Raw genomic sequence first — 22,149 nt, 5'->3', positions numbered from 1 at the left:
TTAGGATAGGTTGAACAAACCGAGCGTAGCGCATTTCTGCGATTCCTTCACCACAACCTCGTCCATATTAATGTCAAGCAGATTGCACAGTGCGGACATATAGAACAATTCCCGCCCCAGCTCGGAAGCGACAACTTCACGGCAGTTCTCGCACAGCTGGCCCTCAAGATGAGTTCCTGCGAGTTCCTTGGCTTGTTCAAGTCCCAAAGCGGGCTCGAACACCTGTTTGGTGGCATGCAGCTGAATACAGCCGCATTCGGTAATGGCCTTGACAACGGCACGGTTGACGGATGCGCTGCTCTGCCCGTTCTTGGACATTACATCCAGAAGACTACGGTGACGGAGCAGCAGTTCGGAGACTTGATCCTGAAAGGCCTGTAAACTTGGTGCGCTCATTTTTCATTCACCCCTGGGTTCGTAATTGAGTTCATTATATGCCAGGGCCCCCCTGTTTTCAACGGGAATAGGAGTTCCTGGGAATCTTTACAGAAGCGGTAAGGTAAAAGTATGAGAAAAAATAAGCAACCCCCGATTACCGTCCTGAAAATTGGAACATACTGGTGAGGTATAGATCATTTTAGGATGAATAAAAGGAGGTGCTTAAGGTTATGTGGAAAAAAGTGATGTTGACGCTTGCCGGGTTATGCGGAGCCTGGTCCGGTTTTTCGCTATACCATACGGCAGAAAAAGGGTTCCCTGAGGGAATGGGAAAGCTGGGGGGAAATCTGCCTGTGGAAGGAAGCATTTTATTTACGGTGCTGGGTGCCATTATTTTTTTGTTTGCGGGGACTTTATGCGCGGAGTGGGCAGGTTCAAAGCTGCGTGAGGCGGTGCTGTACTGCTCACGAATTCCGATGAATGAATTGGCCGCAGGTGCCGCAGGACTTACGGGAGGGCTGCTGTTGTCCCTGCTGCTCCATCCGGCCATGGACTGGCTGGGGAAGGCAGGTGAGCTGGTGCAGGTGGCTGCCACGCTAGCTCTGGGTTATATGGGGCTGCGTATTGGTCTGGAGAAGAAAGAGGAGTTGGCCTCGCTTTGGACAACCGGGCGCTGGGGGCAATCGGCTGAACCGGAGGGCCGCGGACTGGAGGAGCATAAAATTCTCGATACCAGCGTCATTATTGACGGGCGGATTGCCGACATCTGCAAAACGGGATTTATCGAAGGGACGATTGTCATCCCTGAGTTTGTTCTGGAAGAGCTTCAGCACATCGCCGATTCTTCCGATCTGCTGAAACGCAACCGTGGTCGGCGCGGTCTAGATATTCTCAATAAGATCCAGAAAGAACTGGATGTGAAGGTGCTGATCTACGAGGGCGATTTCGAAGAGATCTCCGAGGTGGACAGCAAGCTGGTCAAGCTCGCCAAAGTGCTGCGCGGCAAGGTAGTAACCAATGATTTCAATCTCAATAAGGTCTGTGAGCTGCAGGGGGTTTCCGTACTTAATATCAACGATCTGGCAAATGCGGTAAAACCGGTTGTTCTGCCGGGAGAGGAGATTATCGTACAGGTCATTAAAGACGGCAAGGAGCATGGACAAGGGGTAGCCTATCTCGATGATGGAACAATGATTGTCGTTGAAGGCGGACGCGAGTACATCGGCACGACGATGGAGGTTTTAGTTACAAGTGTGCTGCAGACCTCAGCCGGCAGAATGATTTTCGCCAAACCGAAACTGCTGGAAAAAGCGCAATAAGCAAGAAGCCATATCGCAAAATGTCTTTTGGGTTGGAAATGACCGCCAAACACGTTATGATGGGGATATACGTGAAAGACAGGAGCAAAAAGAATGTCGAACAGTGTGGGCGCCGTGATTGTGGCGGCAGGCAGAGGAACACGGATGGGGACCGCCGAGAGCAAGCAATATTTGCTGCTTCAAGGCAAACCCATTATCGTGCATACGCTGGAGGTGTTCCAGCAGCATGAGCTTATCTCTGAAATTGTGCTGGTCACTGGCCAGGAGGACATAGAACGCTGCCGGGAATGGGTAGAGGCCTATAAGCTGGATAAAGTGAAGGCTGTCGTTCCCGGAGGCTCCGAACGCCAACACTCCGTGCATTTGGGGCTAAAGCAGCTGGACACCAACTGGGTCATGGTGCATGACGGTGTACGTCCATTCGTGCAGGAGAGTGAGATTGATGCTTGCTACGAACGGGCCAGAGCGATCGGCGCGTCCGTACTTGCAGTGCCGGTAAAGGATACGATCAAGCAGGTGGACGGTAATGGCAAGGTGCTGTCTACGCCGGATCGGCGAAGTCTGTGGGCGATTCAGACCCCGCAGACTTTTCGTCTGTCTGATTTGCTTGCGGCGTATGCCGCGGCGGAGCAGGAAGGATTTATTGGCACCGATGACTCCAGTCTGGCCGAGCGCAGCGGGATTCCGGTATCTGTGGTGGAGGGAAGCTACAGGAACATAAAGATTACAACGCCGGAAGACCTGGATTTTGCCGAATTTACAGAAAGAAACAGGGGAGAGGGTTAAGCATGATAGCTGTAGGACAAGGTTTTGATGTACACCAGCTGGTAGAGGGAAGACCGTGTATTATTGGCGGAGTCACCATCCCTTATGAAAAAGGGCTGCTGGGGCACTCCGATGCGGATGTGCTGCTGCACGCGGTAAGTGATGCTATTCTGGGGGCGCTTGGGCTCGGCGATATCGGCAGGCATTTTCCCGACACCGATCCGGCCTTCAAGGATGCGGACAGCCTGAAGCTGCTGGAGCAGGTATGGAGTCTTGCCCGCGAGCGTGGCTATAAGCTCGGCAATATCGACTCAACCATTATTGCCCAGAAGCCAAAGATGGCTCCGTACATCCCGCAGATGACCGAGATCATTGCCCGCGCGCTGGGAGCGGAAACCTCGAAGGTAAATGTAAAAGCGACCACTACCGAACAGCTCGGTTTTGCCGGACGCGGAGAAGGAATTGCGGCACAATCTATTGTCTGCCTGCTCCAAGATGTGATATCATCTTGAGATGGCTGCAAGTGACCTAATTTTAACCATTATGAAGCGGAGGGAATACTATGGCGGATCAAGTCCGGGTGCGTTACGCACCGAGCCCTACGGGACATTTACATATCGGAAATGCCAGAACAGCACTGTTTAACTATTTATTTGCCCGTAATCTGGGCGGGAAATTCATTATCCGGATCGAAGATACGGATGTAAAGCGCAATGTCGCCGGCGGGGAAGAAAGCCAGCTGAAATATTTGAAATGGCTGGGAGTAGACTGGGACGAGAGCGTCGACGTTGGCGGAGAGTACGGCCCTTACCGCCAAACCGAACGCCTTGATTTGTATCGTATCTACTGGCAGGATTTGCTGGACCGCGGTCTGGCTTACCGCTGCTATTGCACCGAAGAGGAGCTGGAAGCGGAACGTGAGGAACAGACGGCCCGCGGCGAAACTCCGCGTTATTCGGGCAAGCACCGCGATTTGACAGAGGAACAACGCCTCGCGTTTGAAGCGGAAGGACGTATTGCCAGTATCCGCTTCCGGGTGCCGGAAGATCGCACATATACCTTTGAGGACATCGTAAAAGGCAGCATTTCTTTTACTACTAAAGAAATGGGCGATTTTGTAATCGTGAAGAAGGACGGAATTCCGACCTATAACTTTGCTGTAGCGATAGATGATCATCTGATGGAAATCTCCCACGTGCTGCGCGGGGAAGACCATATCTCCAATACGCCGCGCCAGCTGATGATTTACGAATCACTTGGCTGGGAACCGCCGCTCTTTGGCCATATGACGCTGATTGTCGGCGATGACCACAAGAAGCTGAGCAAACGGAACGAATCCATTATTCAATTCATCGAGCAGTATGATCAGCTAGGCTATCTGCCGGAAGCTCTCTTTAACTTCATCTCCTTGCTTGGCTGGTCTCCGGAAGGTGAAGAGGAAATCTTTAATAAAGAAGAGCTGATCTCGATCTTTACCGCTGACCGCCTGTCCAAGAGTCCTGCTGTATTCGACACGAACAAGCTGGCTCATTTGAACAATCACTACATTAAGCATGCGGATCCGAAGCGGATTGCAGCGCTGGCCATTCCTCATCTGCAAAAGGCGGGAAGACTGCCGGCTCAGCTTAATGATGAACAGCAGACCTGGGCGGAAACACTCGTTGCACTGTATCAGGAGCAGCTGACGGCTGCATCGGATATTGTCGGGCTTTCCGAAATGTTCTTCCGCAGCCATGTGGAGCTCGAAACGGAAGCGGCTCAGATTCTGGCTGAGAGCCAGGTTTCTGAAGTTCTCTCCGCTTTTCTGGCCAAGGTGGAAGGTGCTGAAGATTTCACTGCCAGCAATATGGCTGTTCTGATTAAAGAAGTGCAGAAAGAGACGGGCCATAAAGGAAAAGCGCTGTTTATGCCAATCCGTGTCGCTTTAACAGGTCAGACGCATGGCCGTGATCTGAATGTGACGATTGCCCTGCTGGGCCGGAACCGTGTCATTGAACGTTTGAAATCACAAATCAAAGGGGCCTAAGCTTTGATGGCCTGGGGGCAAACCTCTTGTCAGTCCCTTATCTTTTCGCTAAGATAGAAGAATATTGTAATAGCTGTGATCAGGAAAAGTACGCGCATAAGGACAATTGCCAGAGAGAATAACCTCGTAAGGAACTTCCTTAAGAGGCTGGAAGTTATTCATTTGTCCGCCGCTGAACATGCGCCTGTGAGCTGCAGGGTTGAGCGTTCCTTTGAGGGACGTTAGACTATGCCGGGAACGTTGCCGTTAACGACGCAAGAGGGATGTTGCATCCAGAGGCCGGAATGCTGGGCTGGGGAATATGCAATCATCCAAGCAGAGTGGAACCGCGGTTACACGCCTCTGCAGCTTTAAGCTGCAGAGGCGTTTTTTGTTGAAATGGGAGAGCAGATTCTTTGGATATAAAGATGGATTTCTGACCAGGCCAAAGCTCGCGGCAAACGTGTAGAGAGATAGATAGTGGGCTGCGCCAATACCTTCCTTATGCGTACCTGTAAACAGGAGGCGGGGAAGCCAAGAAGAGGGGAACCGTGATGTTTAAGCATATCAAGTCGGACATTCGGGCAGTATTCGACAACGATCCCGCAGCCCGCAGCAGATTCGAGGTTGTCTTCACTTATGCCGGACTTCACGCTATTTGGGGTCATCGGATGGCCCACTCTTTTTACAAACGGCGCTGGTTTACGCTGGCGCGCATCGTTTCACAGATCAGCAGGTTTATGACCGGTGTCGAAATTCATCCCGGCGCCCGTATCGGGGATCGGTTGTTTATCGACCATGGCATGGGGATAGTCATTGGCGAAACTTGTGAAATCGGTGATGATGTTATTATCTATCAAGGAGTTACGCTTGGGGGAACCGGTAAGGAAAAAGGAAAACGCCATCCTACTGTCGGCAATAATGTTGTAATTGGTTCCGGTGCGAAAGTACTGGGATCGTTCCGGATCGGCGATAATTCCAATATCGGCTCCAACGCGGTCGTACTGCGTGAAGTGCCCAATAACAGCACTGTGGTAGGCAATCCCGGCCGAGTGGTCAAGCGCAACGGGGAACGGGTATCCGACCGTCTCGATCATACCAAGATGCCGGATCCGCTGGTAGATTCCCTGCGTTTCCTGCAGAAGGAGATTGAGGAAATCCGGGAACAGCTCGGGAATGAGGATAAGCAGAAAGCCGAGCAGCGGCGGCTGGAGAGCCAGCAATATATAGGGGACTATGAAATTTAAGCATCCCGGTATTCCAGTGAATGCCGGAACATCAGAAAGGATTGGGAACAGCATGGCTTTGCAAATCTACAACACAATGAGTCGCAGCAAGGAGCAGTTTGTGCCTCTGAAGTCAGGGGAGGTAAAAATGTACGTATGCGGACCAACCGTCTACGGCTATATGCATATCGGAAATGCCAGACCTGTTATCGTTTTTGATACGGTCCGCAATTATTTAGAGGCAATCGGCAATGAGGTACGATATATTACCAATTTCACCGATGTCGATGACAAGCTGATCCGCAAAGCGGAGGAAATGAATACTACAGTAGCTGAAGTCGCTGAAATTTTTATCGCTGCCTACGGTGAAGATCTTGCCGGTCTTGGTGTAAAGCCGGCGACGATGAATCCGCGGGTTACACAAAGTATGGATCTGATTATTGAGCTCATCAAGGAGCTTGAAGACAAAGGTTATGCTTATGAGAACGGCGGCGATGTGTATTACCGCACGGGCAAATTTGCCGATTACGGCAAGCTGTCCCGCCAGAATCTCGAGGAACTGCAATTTGGGATTCGTGTGGAAGTAGATTCGCGCAAGGAGAAGCCCGAGGATTTTGTGCTGTGGAAAGCGGCCAAACCGGGTGAAATCCATTGGCATAGCCCTTGGGGGAATGGACGTCCCGGCTGGCATATCGAGTGCTCGGCCATGGTCCGTGAATATTTGGGCGATACTATTGATATCCACGGCGGGGGGCAGGATCTACAGTTCCCGCATCATGAATGCGAATGCGCACAAACGGAAGTGCTGACCGGCAAGCCGCTGTCGAACTATTGGATGCACAACGGATTTCTCAACATCGGAGACGAGAAAATGTCGAAATCGCTCGGCAACGGGCTGCTGGTCAAGGATATCCGCCAGCGTTTCAAAGCCGGAACGATCCGCTATTTCATGCTCTCCACCCATTACCGCAATCCGCTGAACTTTTCGGAAGAAGCGCTGCTGTCTGCCGAGAAAAGCGCCGAGCGGATCGCGCTGGCAGAGAGTAATGTGAAGCATCGTCTGGAACTTGCTCCTGAAGGGGCTGGGGAAGCAGCGAGCGGAGAGACCGTGGATCGCCTGGCGAATATACTGGAGACTTTCCATGCTAAAATGCAGGATGATTTCAATACCCCGGATGCGATCACTGCCGTATTCGACTGGGTAAGCCTTGCGAATCTTACGCTTGCGAACAACGAGGCGAAATCTGCGGATCTTGCGGCACTGCTGAAGGCTTTTGCGGAGATGAATGATGTTCTGCGCCTTGCTCCCGAGCTTGAAGAAGAGGTCGCAAGTGAAGATGTGGAGCGGCTGATCGCAGAGCGGGCAGAAGCGCGCAAGAATAAGAACTGGGGACGGTCCGATGAAATCCGCGACGAGTTGAACAGTTTGGGCATCCTGCTTGAAGACACTCCACAAGGAATGCGGTGGCGTCGTAAATGAGCGGGGAGTTCAATGTGAACAACGCTTGGTTCCCGTACGAACCCTCCAAGCCGGTCCGGCAGCTCTCGCCAATCGTGCTCGCCTATGCGGGAGACGCGATTTATGAAGTGGCTGTCCGCCAATATCTGATCTCGCTGCCGAATCTTCGTCCGAATCACTTGCACCGCACGGCAACCGGACTGGTCTCGGCTAAGGCACAAAGCACCATTCTTGCCTTTCTTGACCCGATGCTCACGGATGAGGAGAAGGATGTCGCCCGGCAAGGGCGGAACGCTAAGTCAGGGACGATCCCCAAAAATGCGGATGTGCTAGAATACCGCCATGCCACCGCTTTTGAATGCCTGATCGGACACCTGTATTACACTGGGCAGCAGGAGAGAATCCAAGAACTCGTCCACAGCAGTATAGAGTACATGATGAACCGGCCCAAGTGAGGCCATAAAACTTATAGAACAGGAGGCATGAACATGGAAGAAGAAATAAAGACAGAAGAAGAAATACTGGCCGGTAAGCATTCGGTGCTTGAAGCGCTTCGTGCCGGCCGTACACTGAACAAGATATGGATCGCCGAAACGGCGCAAAAGCATTTAACTGCACCGATCGTTGCTGAAGCACGCAAAGCGGGGATTGTGATCCAGCATGTAGACAAGCGGAAGCTGGACCAGCTTGCACCCGGAGTGCAGCATCAGGGAGTAGTGGCTCAGGCTGCGCCGTTCGCTTATGCGGAAGTTGCCGATATTCTGGCTGCGGCCGAGGCCAAAGGGGAACCGCCTTTTCTTATCCTGTTGGATGAGATTGAAGATCCGCATAATTTGGGCTCCATTCTGCGGACAGCTGATTGCACCGGCGTACACGGGGTAATTGTGCCCAAACGGCGTTCTGCGCAAATTACGGCCACCGTGTCCAAAACCTCAGCCGGAGCTGTAGAATATGTCCCCGTAGCGCGGGTCACCAATCTTGGCCAGACTATAGACCGGCTTAAGGAGCTGGGCGTCTGGGTGGTCGGAACAGATGTTGCTACAGATCAGAACCTGTATGAATCGGATATTTTCACCGGTCCGGTAGCTGTTGTTATTGGCAATGAGAACAAGGGAATGGGCCGCTTGATCCGTGAAAAATGCGATGTACTGCTGAAGCTGCCAATGGCCGGTAAGATCAACTCTTTGAATGCCTCAGTTGCGGCCGGCGTCATTATGTATGAGGTATTGCGGCGCCGGCAAGTACAGGGATAGCTATGGCAGATTGGCGCGATGTGCTGCTTGTGGATGGATACAACATGATCGGCGGCTGGCCGGAACTTTCGGCACTGTCGGAGACAGGCATGCAGGGAGCACGCGACCGGCTGCTGGATATGCTGGCCGATTATCAGGCATTCACGGGGCGGCGCGTCATTGCCGTATTCGATGCTTACCGTGTTCCGGGACTTGGCCGTTCCTTTGTGCAGGGGAAGGTACAGGTCTTTTTCACTAAGGAAAAAGAAACCGCGGACGAATGCATTGAGCGGCTGGTTGGAGAATTCGCTCACCGCCGCCGGCAGATTTATGTGGCAACCAGCGATTTTGTGGAGCAGCATGTAATCTTTGCCCAAGGGGCGTTGCGGATTTCTGCCAGAGAGCTGCGGCTGGAGATCGAAGAAAATCAAAAGCAGGTTAAGAAAGCTATCGAGCCGCAGGGTATCAGCTCCCAGCGCCATTCCCTGGAAGAAAAACTTCCACCGGAGATGCGGAAACGCCTGGAGGATTGGCGGCGGCAATGAAAGCATCCGGAAACCCGCAATCATTTGATTAAATGCCAAAAATTGTTATAGAAGATTGTTTTTGGACAAATGCGGTTGACGGTGTAAGGTAACATAATATATACTGATCCTATATTTCGAGAAGTGACGATGTGTCTTGCGTTGCAGCCGGGGGGATTCTTGGTGAGTGTCGACCTCAAGGAATTAATGCTGTCTGAGTATGATTTCATAAGTGATGAAGAAATTGTCGAGATCTTCCGTGGTGGCGACAGTGGCGCATTGGAGCATTTGATTAACAAGTACCGTAATTTCGTACGTGCCAAGGCCCGTTCTTATTTTCTGATTGGAGCGGATCGTGAAGATATCGTACAGGAAGGCATGATTGGCCTTTATAAGGCAATTCGTGACTTCAAGGGCGATAAGCTGTCTTCGTTTAAGGCCTTTGCCGAACTCTGTATTACCCGTCAGATTATAACTGCCATTAAGACGGCTACCCGCCAGAAGCATATCCCGCTTAATTCGTATGTCTCTTTGGACAAGCCTATATACGATGAAGATTCCGACCGGACGCTGATGGATGTCATTTGCGGAACCCAGGTGCTGGATCCGGAAGAACTGATTATTAACCAGGAGGAATTTATCGGCCTGGAGGATAAGATGGCGGAGATCCTCAGTGATCTCGAACGCAAAGTTCTGATGCTGTATCTGGACGGCAGGTCCTATCAGGAGATTGCGGAAGATTTGAAGCGGCATGTGAAGTCGATTGACAATGCTCTGCAGCGAGTGAAACGTAAATTGGAAAGATATCTGGAAGTGCGTGACAATTAATGATATAATGGACAGGAAAGGCTCGGTCATCGAGTCTTTTTTTAGTGTTTATGCAAGTTTTGATGGATAAGATAGGATTTTAGTTGATTGCCGTTGCTAAGAGGTTTATTCACAGTCGGATTGCTCCATAATGGTAAGAATAGTGCCTATCGATGTTCTATCGAGGAATTCCGTCCGTGATGTCATTCATGACGACCTTGCACAAGGCAGCGAACAGCTGGGAAAGACAAGAACAAGACAATGAATGGAACACGGCTACATTACCCGAAATTACCCAGTGCGATGGGGAATTCTTTCGTTGACACAGAGCTTGACATTATGCTAAAGTGTTTTAGGTAGGCCTAAATTCGCGGGTTTTTTTAGGATCAATATTTGCGTCTTCTAATTATAAGATTAGAAGTACGTCTTCGGGAGGTGCATATCATGCGGGTAATTATCACTTTGGCTTGTACAAGTTGCAAACAAAGAAACTATGCGACAACCAAAAACAAGCGAAATCACCCCGACCGCTTGGAGATGAAGAAATTTTGCAAGTTCTGTAACGAGCAAACTCCTCATCGCGAAACCAGATAGTCTTTGGAGGTGTAGTCGGCGTGAAACGTAGTTTCAAGTCATTGTTTTCCTTTTTCACTGAGAGCTGGAGCGAGCTCAAAAAAGTTCGCTGGCCTAGCCGTAAAGAGTTGAAAAACTATTCATTGATCGTTCTCGGTACAATTGTAGTTATGGCGCTTTACTTCTGGGTTCTGGACATCGGTATTTCCGCTCTGATCGAAACGATTATTTAGAGAGGTCCCAGGTGGCTTGTATGGAAAAAAGATGGTATGTTGTTCATACCTATTCCGGGTATGAGAATAAGGTTAAGGCCAATTTGGAAAAACGCGTTGAGTCCATGGGCATGGAAGACAAAATATTCCGTGTTCTTGTTCCTATGGAAGAAGAACTGGTAAACAAGGATGGCAAGAAAAAAACTGTCATGCGTAAAGTTTATCCTGGTTATGTTTTGGTCGAAATGGTTCAGACTGATGATTCTTGGTATGTTGTCCGCAATACGCCGGGCGTTACCGGGTTTGTCGGTTCGACAGGTTCCGGATCCAAACCTACCGCTCTGCTTCCGGAAGAAGTTGAACAAATTCTGAAGCATATGGGCATGGTTGAACCTAAAGCGAAGATTGATTTCGAAATTAAGGAATCCGTACGTATTATGGTTGGTCCCTTTGCGAATTTTGTGGGCTCCGTGGAAGAGATTTTGGCTGACAAGAGCAAGATCAAAGTGCATGTTAACATGTTTGGACGGGAAACCCCGCTGGAGTTGGATTTCACTCAAGTGGAGAAAATATAACAGTGTCAAGGGTTTCTTGTGGGAGAACGCTTTAAGCGTTCGAATACCACTATTTACGCAAGGAGGTGTCACTCATGGCTAAAAAAGTTATTAAAATGGTGAAACTGCAGATTCCTGCAGGGAAAGCGAATCCAGCGCCTCCAGTAGGTCCGGCGTTAGGTCAAGCAGGTGTCAACATCATGGCATTCTGTAAGGAATTCAACGCTCGTACTGCCGACCAGGCTGGCCTGATCATCCCGGTTGAAATTACAGTATTTGAAGACCGTTCGTTTACCTTCATCACTAAAACTCCTCCGGCTGCCGTTCTGCTTCGCATCGCTGCTAAAGTAGAAAAAGGATCCGGTGAACCAAACAAGAAAAAAGTAGCGAAGCTCGGCCGCGCAGCGGTTCGTGAAATCGCTGAAACAAAAATGCCCGACCTGAACGCTGCATCTATCGAAGCTGCAATGCGCATGGTTGAAGGTACTGCCCGCAGTATGGGTATCACAATCGAAGACTAATATGTATTCGATGCACCGGTCATTCATGACCGCAATATGTGGGAGGAATTTCCGCTAACACCACAAAGGAGGAACATTTTCATGGCTAAACATGGTAAGAAATACCTGGAATCTGCTAAGCTGATCAATAGCGAAGCAACTTACGAGCCTTCAGAAGCTGTAGAGCTTGTGAAAAAGGCGGCAACTGCCAAATTCGACGAAACCGTTGAAGCAGCAGTTCGTCTGGGTGTAGACCCGCGTAAACAAGACCAAGCGGTTCGTGGTGTTGTTGTCCTGCCTCACGGCACAGGCAAAACGCAACGCGTGCTTGTATTTGCAAAAGGTGAAAAAGCGAAAGAGGCTGAAGCTGCTGGCGCGGATTTTGTAGGTGATCAGGATATGATCAACAAGATCCAACAGGGCTGGTTTGAATTTGATGTCTGCGTAGCTACACCTGATATGATGAGTGAAGTTGGTAAACTGGGTCGTCTGCTCGGTGGTAAAGGCCTCATGCCTAACCCTAAAGCTGGCACAGTTACTTTCGACGTTACCAAGGCTGTGCAAGAAATCAAAGCCGGTAAAATCGAATACCGTCTTGATAAAGCCGGTCAAATTCACGCGCCTATCGGCAAAGTTTCCTTTAATGCTGAACAATTGAACGAAAACCTTAAATCCCTCATTGACGCTCTGAACCGTGCGAAACCGGCTGCTGCTAAAGGTGTTTACCTGAAGAGCATTGCTATTTCGTCCACTATGGGACCGAGTGCTCGTGTAAACACAACTTCTTACAGATAATAGGGGTTGACTCCTAGAGTCATCTTTGATAATCTATAACAGTTGTGAACTTTAAGGTGATCATTCTTCAACTTGAATATGCTTACCGTAGACAGTAGGTGCCGTAGGGCTTAATTTCCTACCGAGGTGTTGTGATAGAAACAAGAAGTGCCGGGTGCATGCCTGTGTAACTTACGTTTTATCAAGCCTTCGTGAATCTGCGGAGGCTTTTCTAATGCCTGCGTAGGAACGACGAGAATTTTCCGGAAGAATCGTCGTCACATAAATTTTCAGGAGGTGTATACAATTGGCAAATGCAAAAGTAATCCAAGCTAAACAGGAAGCGGTTGATGTTGTAACAAGCAAACTGCAGAACAGTGTTTCCACTGTTGTTGCGGACTACCGTGGATTGAACGTTTCGCAAGTGACCGAACTGCGTAAGCAGCTTCGTGAAGCTGGCGTTGATTTTCAAGTCCTGAAGAACTCTTTGGTGCGTCGTGCAACTGCGGCGTCTGAGTTGACTGAGTTGGACGCAGTTCTGACTGGTCCTACAGCAGTAGCATTCAGTGAAACTGATGCGGTAGTAGCAGCCAAGATTTTGAACGACTTCGCTAAGAAGAACGACGCTCTGAAACTGAAGGGCGGCGTTGTAGAAGGTAAAGTTATCGACGCAGATCAGCTGAAAGCACTGGCTGAGCTTCCATCCCGCGATGGTTTGCTGTCCATGCTGCTTAGCGTGCTTCAAGCTCCAATCCGCAACTTCGCCCTTGCAGTTAAGGCTGTTGCTGAGAAAGAAGAACAAAGCGCGTAAGCCTTTGTCTCTAGCATCATAATCAATACCACAAACAAATTTAAATATAAAATGGAGGTTCAATCATGAGCAAAGAAACAATTTTGGAAGAAATTAAAGGCATGAGCGTATTGGAACTGAACGACCTGGTTAAAGCAATCGAAGAAGAATTCGGCGTAACTGCAGCAGCTCCAGTAGCAGCTGGCGGAGCAGTAGCAGCAGTAGAAGAAGAGCAATCCGAATTCGACGTAATTTTGACAGGCGCTGGCGCTTCCAAAATCAACGTTATCAAAATCGTTCGCGAAATCACAGGCCTGGGCTTGAAAGAAGCTAAAGACCTCGTAGACAACGCTCCAAAAGCAATCAAAGAAAAAGTAAGCAAAGAAGAAGCCGAAACTACCAAAGCAAAATTGGAAGAAGCAGGCGCAGCTGTAGAAGTGAAGTAATTTGCTTCAATAAGGTAATGCCCCGGGAAGAAACTTTTCCTCCCGGTTCTTGCAACCCCCTTGAACTTGTTCAAGGGGGTTGCTGTATACAATTAGGAAGAGCAAAATGAAAGGGAGGATCTTATGTCGCAGCATTATTACTCGCAGCAGCCGGAAGTGCGTCATGACAGACGTACCTTAAGCACGGTTCTAAGAGGGAAAACCCTGCGGTTTACCAGCGACGCCGGTGTTTTTTCCAAAGGAGATATCGACCATGGCAGCCGTGTACTAATTGAGGCTATGGACATTCCGGATGGATCTGCAGTGCTTGACGTAGGCTGCGGGTACGGACCGATTGGCATTAGTGCAGCGTTTCTGGCCCCGGGCGGCCATGTGACGATGATTGATATTAACAGCCGTGCGGTCGAGCTGGCTCGCGAGAATGCCCATCATAATGGAATCCGCAATGTTACGGTTATGGAAAGCGATGTGTTGTCTGCAGTAAAGGGACAGAAGTATGATGTCATACTTACCAATCCTCCGATACGTGCCGGCAAAGCGGTAGTGCATCGTATTTTTGAAGAGGCGTATGAGCATTTGAATGAGGGTGGAAGTCTGTGGATTGTAATACAGAAGAAACAGGGGGCACCTTCAGCGGCAGCCAAACTCGAAAGCTTATTTCCGGTTGTGGAAGAAGTGGGGAAAGACAAAGGCTATCGTATTATCAGAGCGCAAAAAAATAGTTGATTAGTTATTGACTTGTGATATCGATAGTGGTATTATTATAAAATGTCAGTATTAAGCTAGGCTCCATGTCTTTAGTTTGCTGAAATGTCAAGTAATATATTGTCGCCCGGCAAGCGCATGCCGTACGGCAAGTTTGTGCGAATTCAGTTCTCTATGTTACTGCCACGGCGAAGGTCGCCGGGGAAATAGATAATAGCGCATAAACTGTTGCTTGGTGACGTATAATACGTACGTTTTGGGCAAATCTACTGGATAAGGAGTATTTTGGTCATGGATAGATGCGCTCTTTTTTCGAAAGATTTCGATAAGGGCTTTTCTCTATTTGTGGCTGAATCCTTGTGTTATGGTTCCATTATAATGGTCCAAACAAGGGTTCGCAATCAATTTTTAAGTGAGTAGACATGAGGGGTGAGTAAAGTTGGCAGGACATCTTGTTCAGTATGGTCGACGCACTCGGCGGAGCTATGCGAGAATTAACGAGGTACTCGAGGTCCCGAACCTGATCGAGATCCAACAAAAATCTTATGATTGGTTTTTGGAGGAAGGATTGCGGGAAATGTTTCAGGACATCTCGCCGATCCAGGATTTCACAGGGAATTTGGTGCTTGAGTTCATTGATTACAGCCTGGGTGAACCGAAATATACGGTTGACGACGCTAAAGAGCGGGACGTAACATATGCGGCTCCTCTGCGGGTGAAAGTACGGCTCATTAATAAGGAGACCGGTGAGGTCAAAGAGCAGGAAGTGTTCATGGGAGATTTCCCGCTGATGACGGAGACCGGCACTTTTATTATCAATGGTGCGGAACGGGTTATTGTCAGCCAGTTGGTTCGCTCTCCAAGCGTCTATTTCAGCACAAAAGTGGATAAGAACGGTAAAAAAACCTACACCGCCACAGTAATTCCTAACCGCGGAGCCTGGCTGGAACTTGAGACCGACGCTAAGGACATTATGTATGTCCGCATCGACCGGACTCGTAAGATCCCGGTTACCGTGCTTCTGCGTGCTCTTGGGTTCGGCAGTGATGCTGAGATTCTGGAACTGCTTGGCAATGATGAATATATTCGCAATACGCTGGATAAAGACAACACGGACTCTACGGAAAAGGCGCTTATCGAAATCTACGAGCGTCTGCGTCCGGGCGAACCGCCGACACTTGATAATGCCAAGAGCCTTTTGGTCGCACGTTTCTTTGATCCGAAGCGCTATGATTTGGCCAATGTAGGCCGCTACAAGATCAACAAAAAGCTGCACATTAAGAATCGTCTGTTCAATCAGCGTTTGGCTCAACCTCTGGTTGATGAGTCCACAGGTGAAATCCTGGCGGAATCCGGCCAAATGGTTGACCGTCGTCTGCTTGATGAGCTGATTCCTTATTTCGAGAAAAATGTTGCCTCCAAAAACTACCGTGTAAGCGGTGGGGTTATGGACAGTATTGATATCCCTCTGCAAACGATCGACGTGTTCTCGCCGATTGAAGAAGGACGGGTTATCAAACTGATTGCCAATGGCAATATCGACAAATCAGTGAAGCATATTACTCAGGCTGATATTATCTCCTCAATCAGCTACTTTATTAATTTGCTGCACGGCATCGGCAACACCGATGATATCGACCACTTAGGTAACCGTCGCTTGCGTTCTGTAGGTGAACTGCTGCAGAACCAATTCCGTATCGGGTTGTCCCGTATGGAACGCGTAGTGCGTGAGAGAATGTCGATTCAGGATGCTAATGCGATTACGCCACAGGCTTTGATCAACATTCGTCCGGTTATCGCGTCGATTAAAGAGTTCTTCGGTAGTTCGCAGCTGTCCCAATTTATGGACCAGACGAACCCGTTGGCTGAACTGACGCATAAACGCCGTCTATCGGCACTCGGACCCGGTGGTCTGACTCGTGAACGCGCGGGCTTTGAGGTTCGTGACGTCCATCACAGTCACTACGGCCGTATGTGTCCAATTGAAACGCCGGAAGGTCCGAATATCGGACTGATCAACTCCTTGTCCACCTTTGCCCGCATCAATGAATACGGCTTTATTGAAGCGCCGTACCGTTGGGTGGATCCGAAGACTGGCAAGGTGACCGAGCAGATCGATTACCTGACTGCCGATGAAGAAGATAACTATGTAGTTGCTCAGGCTAACGTACTGATCGACGAAGAGGGCTCCTTCAAAGAAGACATGGTTATCGTTCGTTACAACAAAGATTCAGACAACATTACAACAATGCCAAGTAATCGCGTGGATTACATGGATGTATCGCCGAAACAGGTTGTATCGGTCGCTACGGCGCTCATTCCGTTCCTTGAGAACGATGACTCCAACCGCGCACTGATGGGATCGAACATGCAGCGTCAGGCCGTTCCGCTTCTAATTCCTAAAGCGCCGCTTGTCGGCACAGGAATGGAACATAAATCCGCTAAGGATTCGGGCGTATGTATTGTTTCCAAGTATGACGGTATTATTGAACGCTCGTCGGCCAACGAAATTTGGCTGCGCCGCGTTGAAGCTGTCGAAGGCAAGGAAGTTAAAGGCGATATCGTTAAATATAAATTACACAAATTTATGCGTTCGAACCAGGGTACCTGCATTAATCAACGTCCGCTGGCTAAAAGAGGCGACATTGTTAAGAAAGGTGACATTCTGGCAGATGGACCATCTACGGAAATGGGCGAACTTGCTCTTGGCCGCAACGTAGTTGTTGCGTTCATGACTTGGGAAGGCTACAACTACGAGGATGCGATCCTGCTGAGTGAGAAACTGGTTAAGGAAGATGTATACACTTCGATTCATATCGAGGAATACGAATCCGAAGCTCGCGACACCAAGCTGGGACCTGAAGAGATTACGCGTGATATTCCGAATGTCGGTGAAGAAGCGTTGCGCAATCTTGATGAGCGCGGCATTATCCGCATCGGTGCGGAAATTAACGCTGGTGATATTCTGGTAGGTAAAGTTACTCCGAAGGGTGTAACTGAACTGACTGCTGAAGAACGCCTGCTGCACGCTATCTTTGGTGAGAAGGCCCGCGAAGTGCGCGATACTTCGCTGCGCGTTCCTCATGGTAGTGATGGTATTATCGTTGACGTTAAAGTATTTACACGCGAGAACGGCGATGAGCTGCCTCCGGGTGTGAATCAGCTGGTTCGTGTCTACATCGCTCAGAAACGTAAGATTTCTGAAGGTGACAAGATGGCCGGACGTCACGGTAACAAGGGTGTCGTTGCCCGGATACTGCCTGAAGAAGATATGCCATTCCTTCCTGACGGTACACCGGTGCAGGTTGTCCTGAACCCTCTGGGCGTTCCTTCCCGTATGAACATCGGCCAGGTGCTCGAAGTTCATATCGGTATGGCTGCCCTGCAGCTCGGTATTCACGTAGCTACTCCAGTATTTGATGGAGCGCGTGAGAACGACGTGTTTGACACGATGGAAGAAGCCGGCATGCAGCGTAATGGTAAGACTGTGCTTTATGACGGCCGTACAGGTGAACGCTTCGAGCGTGAAGTTACTGTCGGCGTTATGCACATGATCAAACTGGCGCACATGGTTGACGATAAGATTCATGCCCGTTCCACAGGACCTTACTCTCTCGTTACACAGCAGCCACTCGGCGGTAAAGCCCAGTTCGGCGGACAGCGTTTCGGGGAGATGGAAGTTTGGGCGCTTGAAGCTTACGGTGCTGCATATACACTTCAAGAGATTTTAACTGTGAAGTCCGATGACGTGGTAGGCCGTGTCAAGACGTACGAATCCATTGTCAAAGGCGAGAATGTTCCAGAACCAGGTGTTCCGGAATCGTTCAAAGTACTTATCAAGGAACTGCAGTCGCTTGGTATGGATGTTAAGATCCTCAGCGGCGACGAGCAGGAAATTGAAATGAAGGAACTGGATGATGAGGATGAGACGTCAGGCGACAAGCTGAGCCTCAATTTGGAAGGCGCAGAAGTCGGAATAGAGTAATTAAAGCTGTAAGAATCAATTTCATTTAAAAAGGACCGTGCCCTCTTTTGATCTAACCATCAAGGGAGGGCCTCCGGTACTAAATCAGGATATAGGTTAAGGAGGGTTGCTCCTTGTTGGACGTTAACAATTTTGAATTCATGAAAATCGGGCTTGCTTCTCCGGAGAAGATTCGTTCTTGGTCCCGCGGAGAAGTAAAAAAACCGGAAACCATTAACTATCGTACATTGAAGCCGGAAAAAGAAGGTCTTTTCTGCGAACGTATCTTCGGACCGCAAAAGGACTGGGAATGTCACTGTGGTAAATACAAACGCGTCCGTTATAAGGGCGTAGTGTGCGACCGATGCGGCGTGGAAGTTACCCGCGCTAAAGTTCGCCGCGAACGTATGGGCCACATTGAACTGGCGGCTCCTGTATCTCATATCTGGTATTTCAAAGGTATTCCAAGCCGTATGGGTCTGGCACTCGATATGTCCCCGAGATCGCTTGAAGAGATCATCTACTTTGCATCTTATGTTGTAACCGATCCAGGTGAAACGCCACTGGAGAAGAAACAACTGCTGTCCGAGAAAGAATACCGCAGCTACCGTGAGAAATACGGCTACGGTTTCCAAGCCGGCATGGGTGCCGAAGCGGTGAAAAAGCTACTTCAGGATATCGACATTGAGAAGGAATTGGAATTCCTCAAGGAAGAGCTGCGTACCGCCCAAGGCCAACGCCGCAACCGGGCAATCAAACGTCTGGAAGTTATTGAAGCCTTCCGCAACTCCGGCAACAAGCCTGATTGGATGATCATGGATGTGCTTCCGGTTATTCCTCCGGAGCTTCGTCCGATGGTTCAATTGGATGGTGGCCGTTTTGCTACGTCTGACCTTAACGATCTCTATCGTCGCGTAATCAACCGGAACAACCGTCTGAAGAGACTACTTGATCTGGGTGCTCCTGATATTATCGTGCAGAATGAGAAACGGATGCTTCAGGAAGCTGTCGATGCACTTATCGACAACGGCCGTCGCGGCCGCCCTGTAACGGGTCCTGGTAACCGTCCGCTCAAATCGCTCAGCCATATGCTGAAAGGTAAACAAGGACGTTTCCGTCAGAACTTGCTCGGTAAACGGGTTGACTATTCCGGACGTTCCGTTATCGTTGTAGGACCGTATCTCAAAATGTACCAATGCGGACTTCCAAAGAAAATGGCGCTTGAACTCTTCAAACCGTTTGTTATGAAAGAATTGGTGAACAAGGGCTTGGCCCATAACATCAAGAGCGCAAAACGTAAAGTTGAGCGTGTAAGTCCTGAAGTATGGGATGTGCTTGAAGAAGTAATCAGAGAGCATCCGGTTCTGCTGAACCGTGCCCCTACACTTCACCGTCTCGGTATTCAAGCGTTTGAACCGATTCTGGTAGAAGGTCATGCTATCCGTCTTCACCCGCTCGTATGTACGGCTTACAATGCCGACTTTGACGGTGACCAAATGGCGGTGCACGTTCCTCTGTCTGCAGAAGCTCAAGCGGAAGCACGTCTGCTCATGCTGGCCTCCGGTAACATCCTGAACCCTAAGGACGGCAAACCGGTTGTTACCCCTTCCCAGGATATGGTCCTCGGTACGTTCTACCTGACCATGGACAACAAGGAAGAAAAGGGTACGGGTATGATTCTGCGCACCGTGAACGAAGCTGTTTCAGCTTACCAGCGTGGAACCGCAGGTCTGCACGCCCGTGTAGCTATTCCTGTTAAGGCTCTGGGTAAAACCTGCTTTACAGAACAGCAACAAGGCGCAATGCTGATTACTACGGTCGGAAAGATCATCTTTAACGAGATCTATCCTAGCAGCTTCCCTTATATCAATGAAGCGACCAAAACAAACCTGCTGCAAGGCACACCAGAGAAATACTTTATCTATGAAAAAGGCGCGGACATCCGTGAGCTGATTATGAATGCTCCGGAAGCAAGTGCTGTAGGTAAGGAATACCTGGGTCTGATTATTGCCCGCTGCTTCGAAACCTATCACACGACCAAAACGTCTGTGATTTTGGATAAAATCAAGCAACTCGGCTTTACGTACTCCACACGTTCCGGTGTTACGGTTGCCGTATCGGACGTTATCGTTCCGGAGGAAAAAGCTACAATCCTGAAAGAGTCCGAGGCTAAGGTCGATGTGGTTGCCAACCAATATCGCCGTGGTCTGATCACCAATGACGAACGGTATGACCGTGTTATTGAGATCTGGTCGAAGACGAAGGATGATCTTACCAACGTGTTGTTGAAATCGATGGACCGTTTCAATTCCATCATGCTCATGGTTGACTCCAAAGCGCGTGGTAACAAATCGCAGATTACCCAGCTGGGTGGTATGCGCGGACTGATGGCTACACCATCGGGACGGATTTTCGAATTGCCAATCAAAGCGAACTTCCGTGAAGGTCTGACCGTCCTCGAGTACTTTATCTCCACTCACGGAGCGCGTAAAGGTCTGGCCGATACAGCGCTGCGTACAGCCGACTCCGGATACTTGACCCGTCGTCTCGTTGACGTTGCCCAAGACGTTATTGTCCGTGAAGAAGACTGTGGTACCGATAAAGGCTTCACCGTCAGCCGTATTCAAGATGGCAAGGAAGTTATCGAAGATCTGTACGACCGTATTGAAGGCCGCTACTCCTTTGAAACTGTACGTCATCCGGAAACGAAGGAAATCCTCGTTCACCGCAACGATCTGATTGACTCCGACAAAGCTGAGGCGATTGTTAACGCTGGTGTGACCAAACTGCAGATCCGTTCTGTGCTGAGCTGCCGTGCGCGTCACGGTGTCTGCAAGAAATGCTACGGACGTAACCTGGCAACAGGTAAATTCGTGGAAATCGGTGAAGCTGTCGGTATTATCGCGGCACAATCCATCGGTGAGCCGGGAACCCAGCTTACAATGCGTACGTTCCATACCGGGGGTGTTGCCGGTGATGACATCACGCAAGGTTTGCCGCGTATCCAGGAGTTGTTTGAAGCCCGTAACCCTAAAGGTCAGGCTACAATCAGTGAAATTGACGGGGTAATCAAGGAAATCCGCGAAACCAAGGACCGCCGCGAAATAGAGGTTCAAGGTGAAGCTGAATCTAAGACTTATTCCATCACCTACGGTTCGCGTCTGCGTGTCAGTGAAGGCCAGGAGATTGAAGCTGGCGATGAGCTGACTGACGGTTCGATCGACCCTAAAGAAATGTTGCGCATCAAAGGGATCCGCGGGGTACAAAACTACATTCTGCAAGAAGTACAGCGTGTATACCGTAACCAAGGCGTTGAGATCAATGATAAGCACATTGAAGTTATGATTAAGCAGATGCTGCGCAAAATCCGTATTATCGATGCTGGTGATACGAATCTCTTGCCAGGTGCATTTGCTGACATTCATGAATACGAAGCTGCGAATAAGGAAGCCATTCTTTCTGGTAATGAGCCTGCAGTTGCCAAACCGGTACTGCTCGGTATTACTAAGGCATCCCTGGAGACAGATTCCTTCCTGTCTGCGGCCTCCTTCCAAGAAACTACCCGCGTCTTGACTGATGCTGCAATTAAGGGTAAAGTAGATAAGTTGCTTGGACTCAAAGAAAATGTTATTATCGGTAAGTTGATTCCTGCAGGTACTGGCATGAATCGTTACCGTAATGTGAAGCTGAGTGATCCGAATGTCGAAAGCTCGCAAGAAGCTTTAGAAACGGTTCCTGCTGAATAGTTAAATAATCATGGCGGGCAGTTGATTATGCCACGGCTATTTATAGACGTGGCGCTGCTGCCTGCTGTGAATATTAATAAATTTATTGCCGATTCTCTTGACATCATCTACTGATAATGCTAATATGTCTAAGGTGCGTGAGTAGCCTGGTTATTCTTGTTCATTGGAGG

At 49.4% G+C, this 22,149-nt stretch carries 21 protein-coding genes and 1 other annotated feature; of the genes, 20 read left to right on the top strand and 1 reads right to left on the bottom strand.

Annotation, left to right across the window (positions count from 1 at the left end):
• Positions 1-396, bottom strand: coding sequence for a hypothetical protein (locus tag MHI45_RS15310; protein ID WP_038597135.1), 396 nt, complete (start codon positions 394-396; stop codon positions 1-3).
• A 212-nt stretch (positions 397-608) separates the two neighbouring features.
• On the opposite strand from MHI45_RS15310, the gene MHI45_RS15305 reads away from it, so the two are divergent.
• The 20 genes from MHI45_RS15305 to rpoC all read left to right on the top strand — a co-directional run bounded on the left by MHI45_RS15305 (position 609) and on the right by rpoC (position 21,979).
• Complete coding sequence (locus tag MHI45_RS15305) at positions 609-1,697, top strand: PIN/TRAM domain-containing protein (RefSeq protein ID WP_076112966.1); 1,089 nt, start codon at positions 609-611, stop codon at positions 1,695-1,697.
• A 93-nt stretch (positions 1,698-1,790) separates the two neighbouring features.
• Complete coding sequence (gene ispD / locus MHI45_RS15300; protein WP_076112965.1) at positions 1,791-2,483, top strand: 2-C-methyl-D-erythritol 4-phosphate cytidylyltransferase; 693 nt, start codon at positions 1,791-1,793, stop codon at positions 2,481-2,483.
• 2 nt (positions 2,484-2,485) lie between these two features.
• Positions 2,486-2,974, top strand: a complete 489-nt coding sequence (gene ispF, locus MHI45_RS15295) for a 2-C-methyl-D-erythritol 2,4-cyclodiphosphate synthase (protein WP_038597129.1) — start codon at positions 2,486-2,488, stop codon at positions 2,972-2,974.
• Between the two features lie 50 nt (positions 2,975-3,024).
• Positions 3,025-4,488, top strand: coding sequence for a glutamate--tRNA ligase (gltX, locus tag MHI45_RS15290; protein ID WP_076112964.1), 1,464 nt, complete (start codon positions 3,025-3,027; stop codon positions 4,486-4,488).
• Positions 4,489-5,021: 533 nt separating this feature from the next.
• The gene (cysE, locus tag MHI45_RS15285; RefSeq protein ID WP_038597125.1) at positions 5,022-5,714 is read left to right on the top strand and encodes a serine O-acetyltransferase; all 693 of its coding nucleotides are present in this window, start codon (positions 5,022-5,024) and stop codon (positions 5,712-5,714) included.
• Positions 5,715-5,766: 52 nt separating this feature from the next.
• A complete protein-coding gene (cysS, locus tag MHI45_RS15280; protein ID WP_076112975.1) occupies positions 5,767-7,173 on the top strand; it encodes a cysteine--tRNA ligase in 1,407 nt (468 codons plus the stop codon).
• The gene (locus tag MHI45_RS15275; protein ID WP_038597122.1) at positions 7,170-7,607 is read left to right on the top strand and encodes a Mini-ribonuclease 3; all 438 of its coding nucleotides are present in this window, start codon (positions 7,170-7,172) and stop codon (positions 7,605-7,607) included. The genes cysS and MHI45_RS15275 overlap by 4 nt, the downstream gene beginning before the upstream one ends.
• A 33-nt stretch (positions 7,608-7,640) precedes the next feature.
• On the top strand, positions 7,641-8,405 hold the full coding sequence (gene rlmB / locus MHI45_RS15270; RefSeq protein WP_038597120.1) for a 23S rRNA (guanosine(2251)-2'-O)-methyltransferase RlmB: 765 nt from the start codon (positions 7,641-7,643) through the stop codon (positions 8,403-8,405).
• A 2-nt stretch (positions 8,406-8,407) separates the two neighbouring features.
• On the top strand, positions 8,408-8,929 hold the full coding sequence (locus MHI45_RS15265) for an NYN domain-containing protein (protein WP_076112963.1): 522 nt from the start codon (positions 8,408-8,410) through the stop codon (positions 8,927-8,929).
• A 162-nt stretch (positions 8,930-9,091) separates the two neighbouring features.
• Positions 9,092-9,736, top strand: coding sequence for an RNA polymerase sporulation sigma factor SigH (gene sigH, locus MHI45_RS15260; RefSeq protein ID WP_020427086.1), 645 nt, complete (start codon positions 9,092-9,094; stop codon positions 9,734-9,736).
• A gap of 423 nt (positions 9,737-10,159) precedes the next feature.
• Positions 10,160-10,309 carry a 50S ribosomal protein L33 gene (gene rpmG / locus MHI45_RS15255; protein ID WP_074086515.1) on the top strand — a complete coding sequence of 50 codons (150 nt, stop codon included), beginning with the start codon at positions 10,160-10,162 and terminating at the stop codon, positions 10,307-10,309.
• A 20-nt stretch (positions 10,310-10,329) separates the two neighbouring features.
• Positions 10,330-10,521, top strand: coding sequence for a preprotein translocase subunit SecE (gene secE, locus MHI45_RS15250; protein WP_038597114.1), 192 nt, complete (start codon positions 10,330-10,332; stop codon positions 10,519-10,521).
• Positions 10,522-10,541: 20 nt separating this feature from the next.
• Positions 10,542-11,075, top strand: coding sequence for a transcription termination/antitermination protein NusG (gene nusG / locus MHI45_RS15245; protein WP_020427084.1), 534 nt, complete (start codon positions 10,542-10,544; stop codon positions 11,073-11,075).
• Positions 11,076-11,149: 74 nt separating this feature from the next.
• The gene (gene rplK / locus MHI45_RS15240; protein WP_020427083.1) at positions 11,150-11,575 is read left to right on the top strand and encodes a 50S ribosomal protein L11; all 426 of its coding nucleotides are present in this window, start codon (positions 11,150-11,152) and stop codon (positions 11,573-11,575) included.
• A gap of 81 nt (positions 11,576-11,656) precedes the next feature.
• Positions 11,657-12,349 (top strand): 50S ribosomal protein L1, encoded by a 693-nt coding sequence (gene rplA, locus MHI45_RS15235; RefSeq protein ID WP_076112962.1) that lies wholly within the window; start codon positions 11,657-11,659, stop codon positions 12,347-12,349.
• Positions 12,350-12,416: 67 nt separating this feature from the next.
• Positions 12,417-12,571: a sequence feature (ribosomal protein L10 leader region), on the top strand.
• 64 nt (positions 12,572-12,635) lie between these two features.
• Complete coding sequence (rplJ, locus tag MHI45_RS15230) at positions 12,636-13,139, top strand: 50S ribosomal protein L10 (RefSeq protein WP_076112961.1); 504 nt, start codon at positions 12,636-12,638, stop codon at positions 13,137-13,139.
• A 65-nt stretch (positions 13,140-13,204) separates the two neighbouring features.
• Positions 13,205-13,564, top strand: a complete 360-nt coding sequence (gene rplL / locus MHI45_RS15225) for a 50S ribosomal protein L7/L12 (RefSeq protein WP_076112960.1) — start codon at positions 13,205-13,207, stop codon at positions 13,562-13,564.
• Between the two features lie 123 nt (positions 13,565-13,687).
• Positions 13,688-14,290, top strand: coding sequence for a class I SAM-dependent methyltransferase (locus MHI45_RS15220; RefSeq protein ID WP_076112959.1), 603 nt, complete (start codon positions 13,688-13,690; stop codon positions 14,288-14,290).
• Between the two features lie 418 nt (positions 14,291-14,708).
• The gene (gene rpoB / locus MHI45_RS15215) at positions 14,709-18,254 is read left to right on the top strand and encodes a DNA-directed RNA polymerase subunit beta (protein ID WP_076112958.1); all 3,546 of its coding nucleotides are present in this window, start codon (positions 14,709-14,711) and stop codon (positions 18,252-18,254) included.
• A 113-nt stretch (positions 18,255-18,367) separates the two neighbouring features.
• Positions 18,368-21,979 carry a DNA-directed RNA polymerase subunit beta' gene (gene rpoC / locus MHI45_RS15210; protein ID WP_038597098.1) on the top strand — a complete coding sequence of 1,204 codons (3,612 nt, stop codon included), beginning with the start codon at positions 18,368-18,370 and terminating at the stop codon, positions 21,977-21,979.
• The last annotated feature ends 170 nt before the right edge of the window (positions 21,980-22,149 follow it).

The sequence above is a fragment of the Paenibacillus sp. FSL H3-0321 genome, assembly GCF_038002865.1.
Lineage (GTDB): Bacteria > Bacillota > Bacilli > Paenibacillales > Paenibacillaceae > Paenibacillus_AQ.
This window is presented reverse-complemented; position numbering and strand designations above follow the sequence as displayed.

Excerpts from the sequence above, each read along its gene's own strand:
- nusG (WP_020427084.1), top strand. The coding sequence starts at position 10,542 with ATGGAAAAAAGATGGTATGTTGTTCATACCTATTCCGGGTATGAGAAT.
- gltX (WP_076112964.1), top strand. The coding sequence starts at position 3,025 with ATGGCGGATCAAGTCCGGGTGCGTTACGCACCGAGCCCTACGGGACAT.
- ispD (WP_076112965.1), top strand. The coding sequence starts at position 1,791 with ATGTCGAACAGTGTGGGCGCCGTGATTGTGGCGGCAGGCAGAGGAACA.
- MHI45_RS15265 (WP_076112963.1), top strand. The coding sequence starts at position 8,408 with ATGGCAGATTGGCGCGATGTGCTGCTTGTGGATGGATACAACATGATC.
- cysS (WP_076112975.1), top strand. The coding sequence starts at position 5,767 with ATGGCTTTGCAAATCTACAACACAATGAGTCGCAGCAAGGAGCAGTTT.
- MHI45_RS15310 (WP_038597135.1), bottom strand. The coding sequence starts at position 396 with ATGAGCGCACCAAGTTTACAGGCCTTTCAGGATCAAGTCTCCGAACTG.
- rplK (WP_020427083.1), top strand. The coding sequence starts at position 11,150 with ATGGCTAAAAAAGTTATTAAAATGGTGAAACTGCAGATTCCTGCAGGG.
- cysE (WP_038597125.1), top strand. The coding sequence starts at position 5,022 with ATGTTTAAGCATATCAAGTCGGACATTCGGGCAGTATTCGACAACGAT.
- rpmG (WP_074086515.1), top strand. The coding sequence starts at position 10,160 with ATGCGGGTAATTATCACTTTGGCTTGTACAAGTTGCAAACAAAGAAAC.
- rplL (WP_076112960.1), top strand. The coding sequence starts at position 13,205 with ATGAGCAAAGAAACAATTTTGGAAGAAATTAAAGGCATGAGCGTATTG.
- MHI45_RS15275 (WP_038597122.1), top strand. The coding sequence starts at position 7,170 with ATGAGCGGGGAGTTCAATGTGAACAACGCTTGGTTCCCGTACGAACCC.
- rlmB (WP_038597120.1), top strand. The coding sequence starts at position 7,641 with ATGGAAGAAGAAATAAAGACAGAAGAAGAAATACTGGCCGGTAAGCAT.
- MHI45_RS15305 (WP_076112966.1), top strand. The coding sequence starts at position 609 with ATGTGGAAAAAAGTGATGTTGACGCTTGCCGGGTTATGCGGAGCCTGG.
- rplA (WP_076112962.1), top strand. The coding sequence starts at position 11,657 with ATGGCTAAACATGGTAAGAAATACCTGGAATCTGCTAAGCTGATCAAT.
- ispF (WP_038597129.1), top strand. The coding sequence starts at position 2,486 with ATGATAGCTGTAGGACAAGGTTTTGATGTACACCAGCTGGTAGAGGGA.
- MHI45_RS15220 (WP_076112959.1), top strand. The coding sequence starts at position 13,688 with ATGTCGCAGCATTATTACTCGCAGCAGCCGGAAGTGCGTCATGACAGA.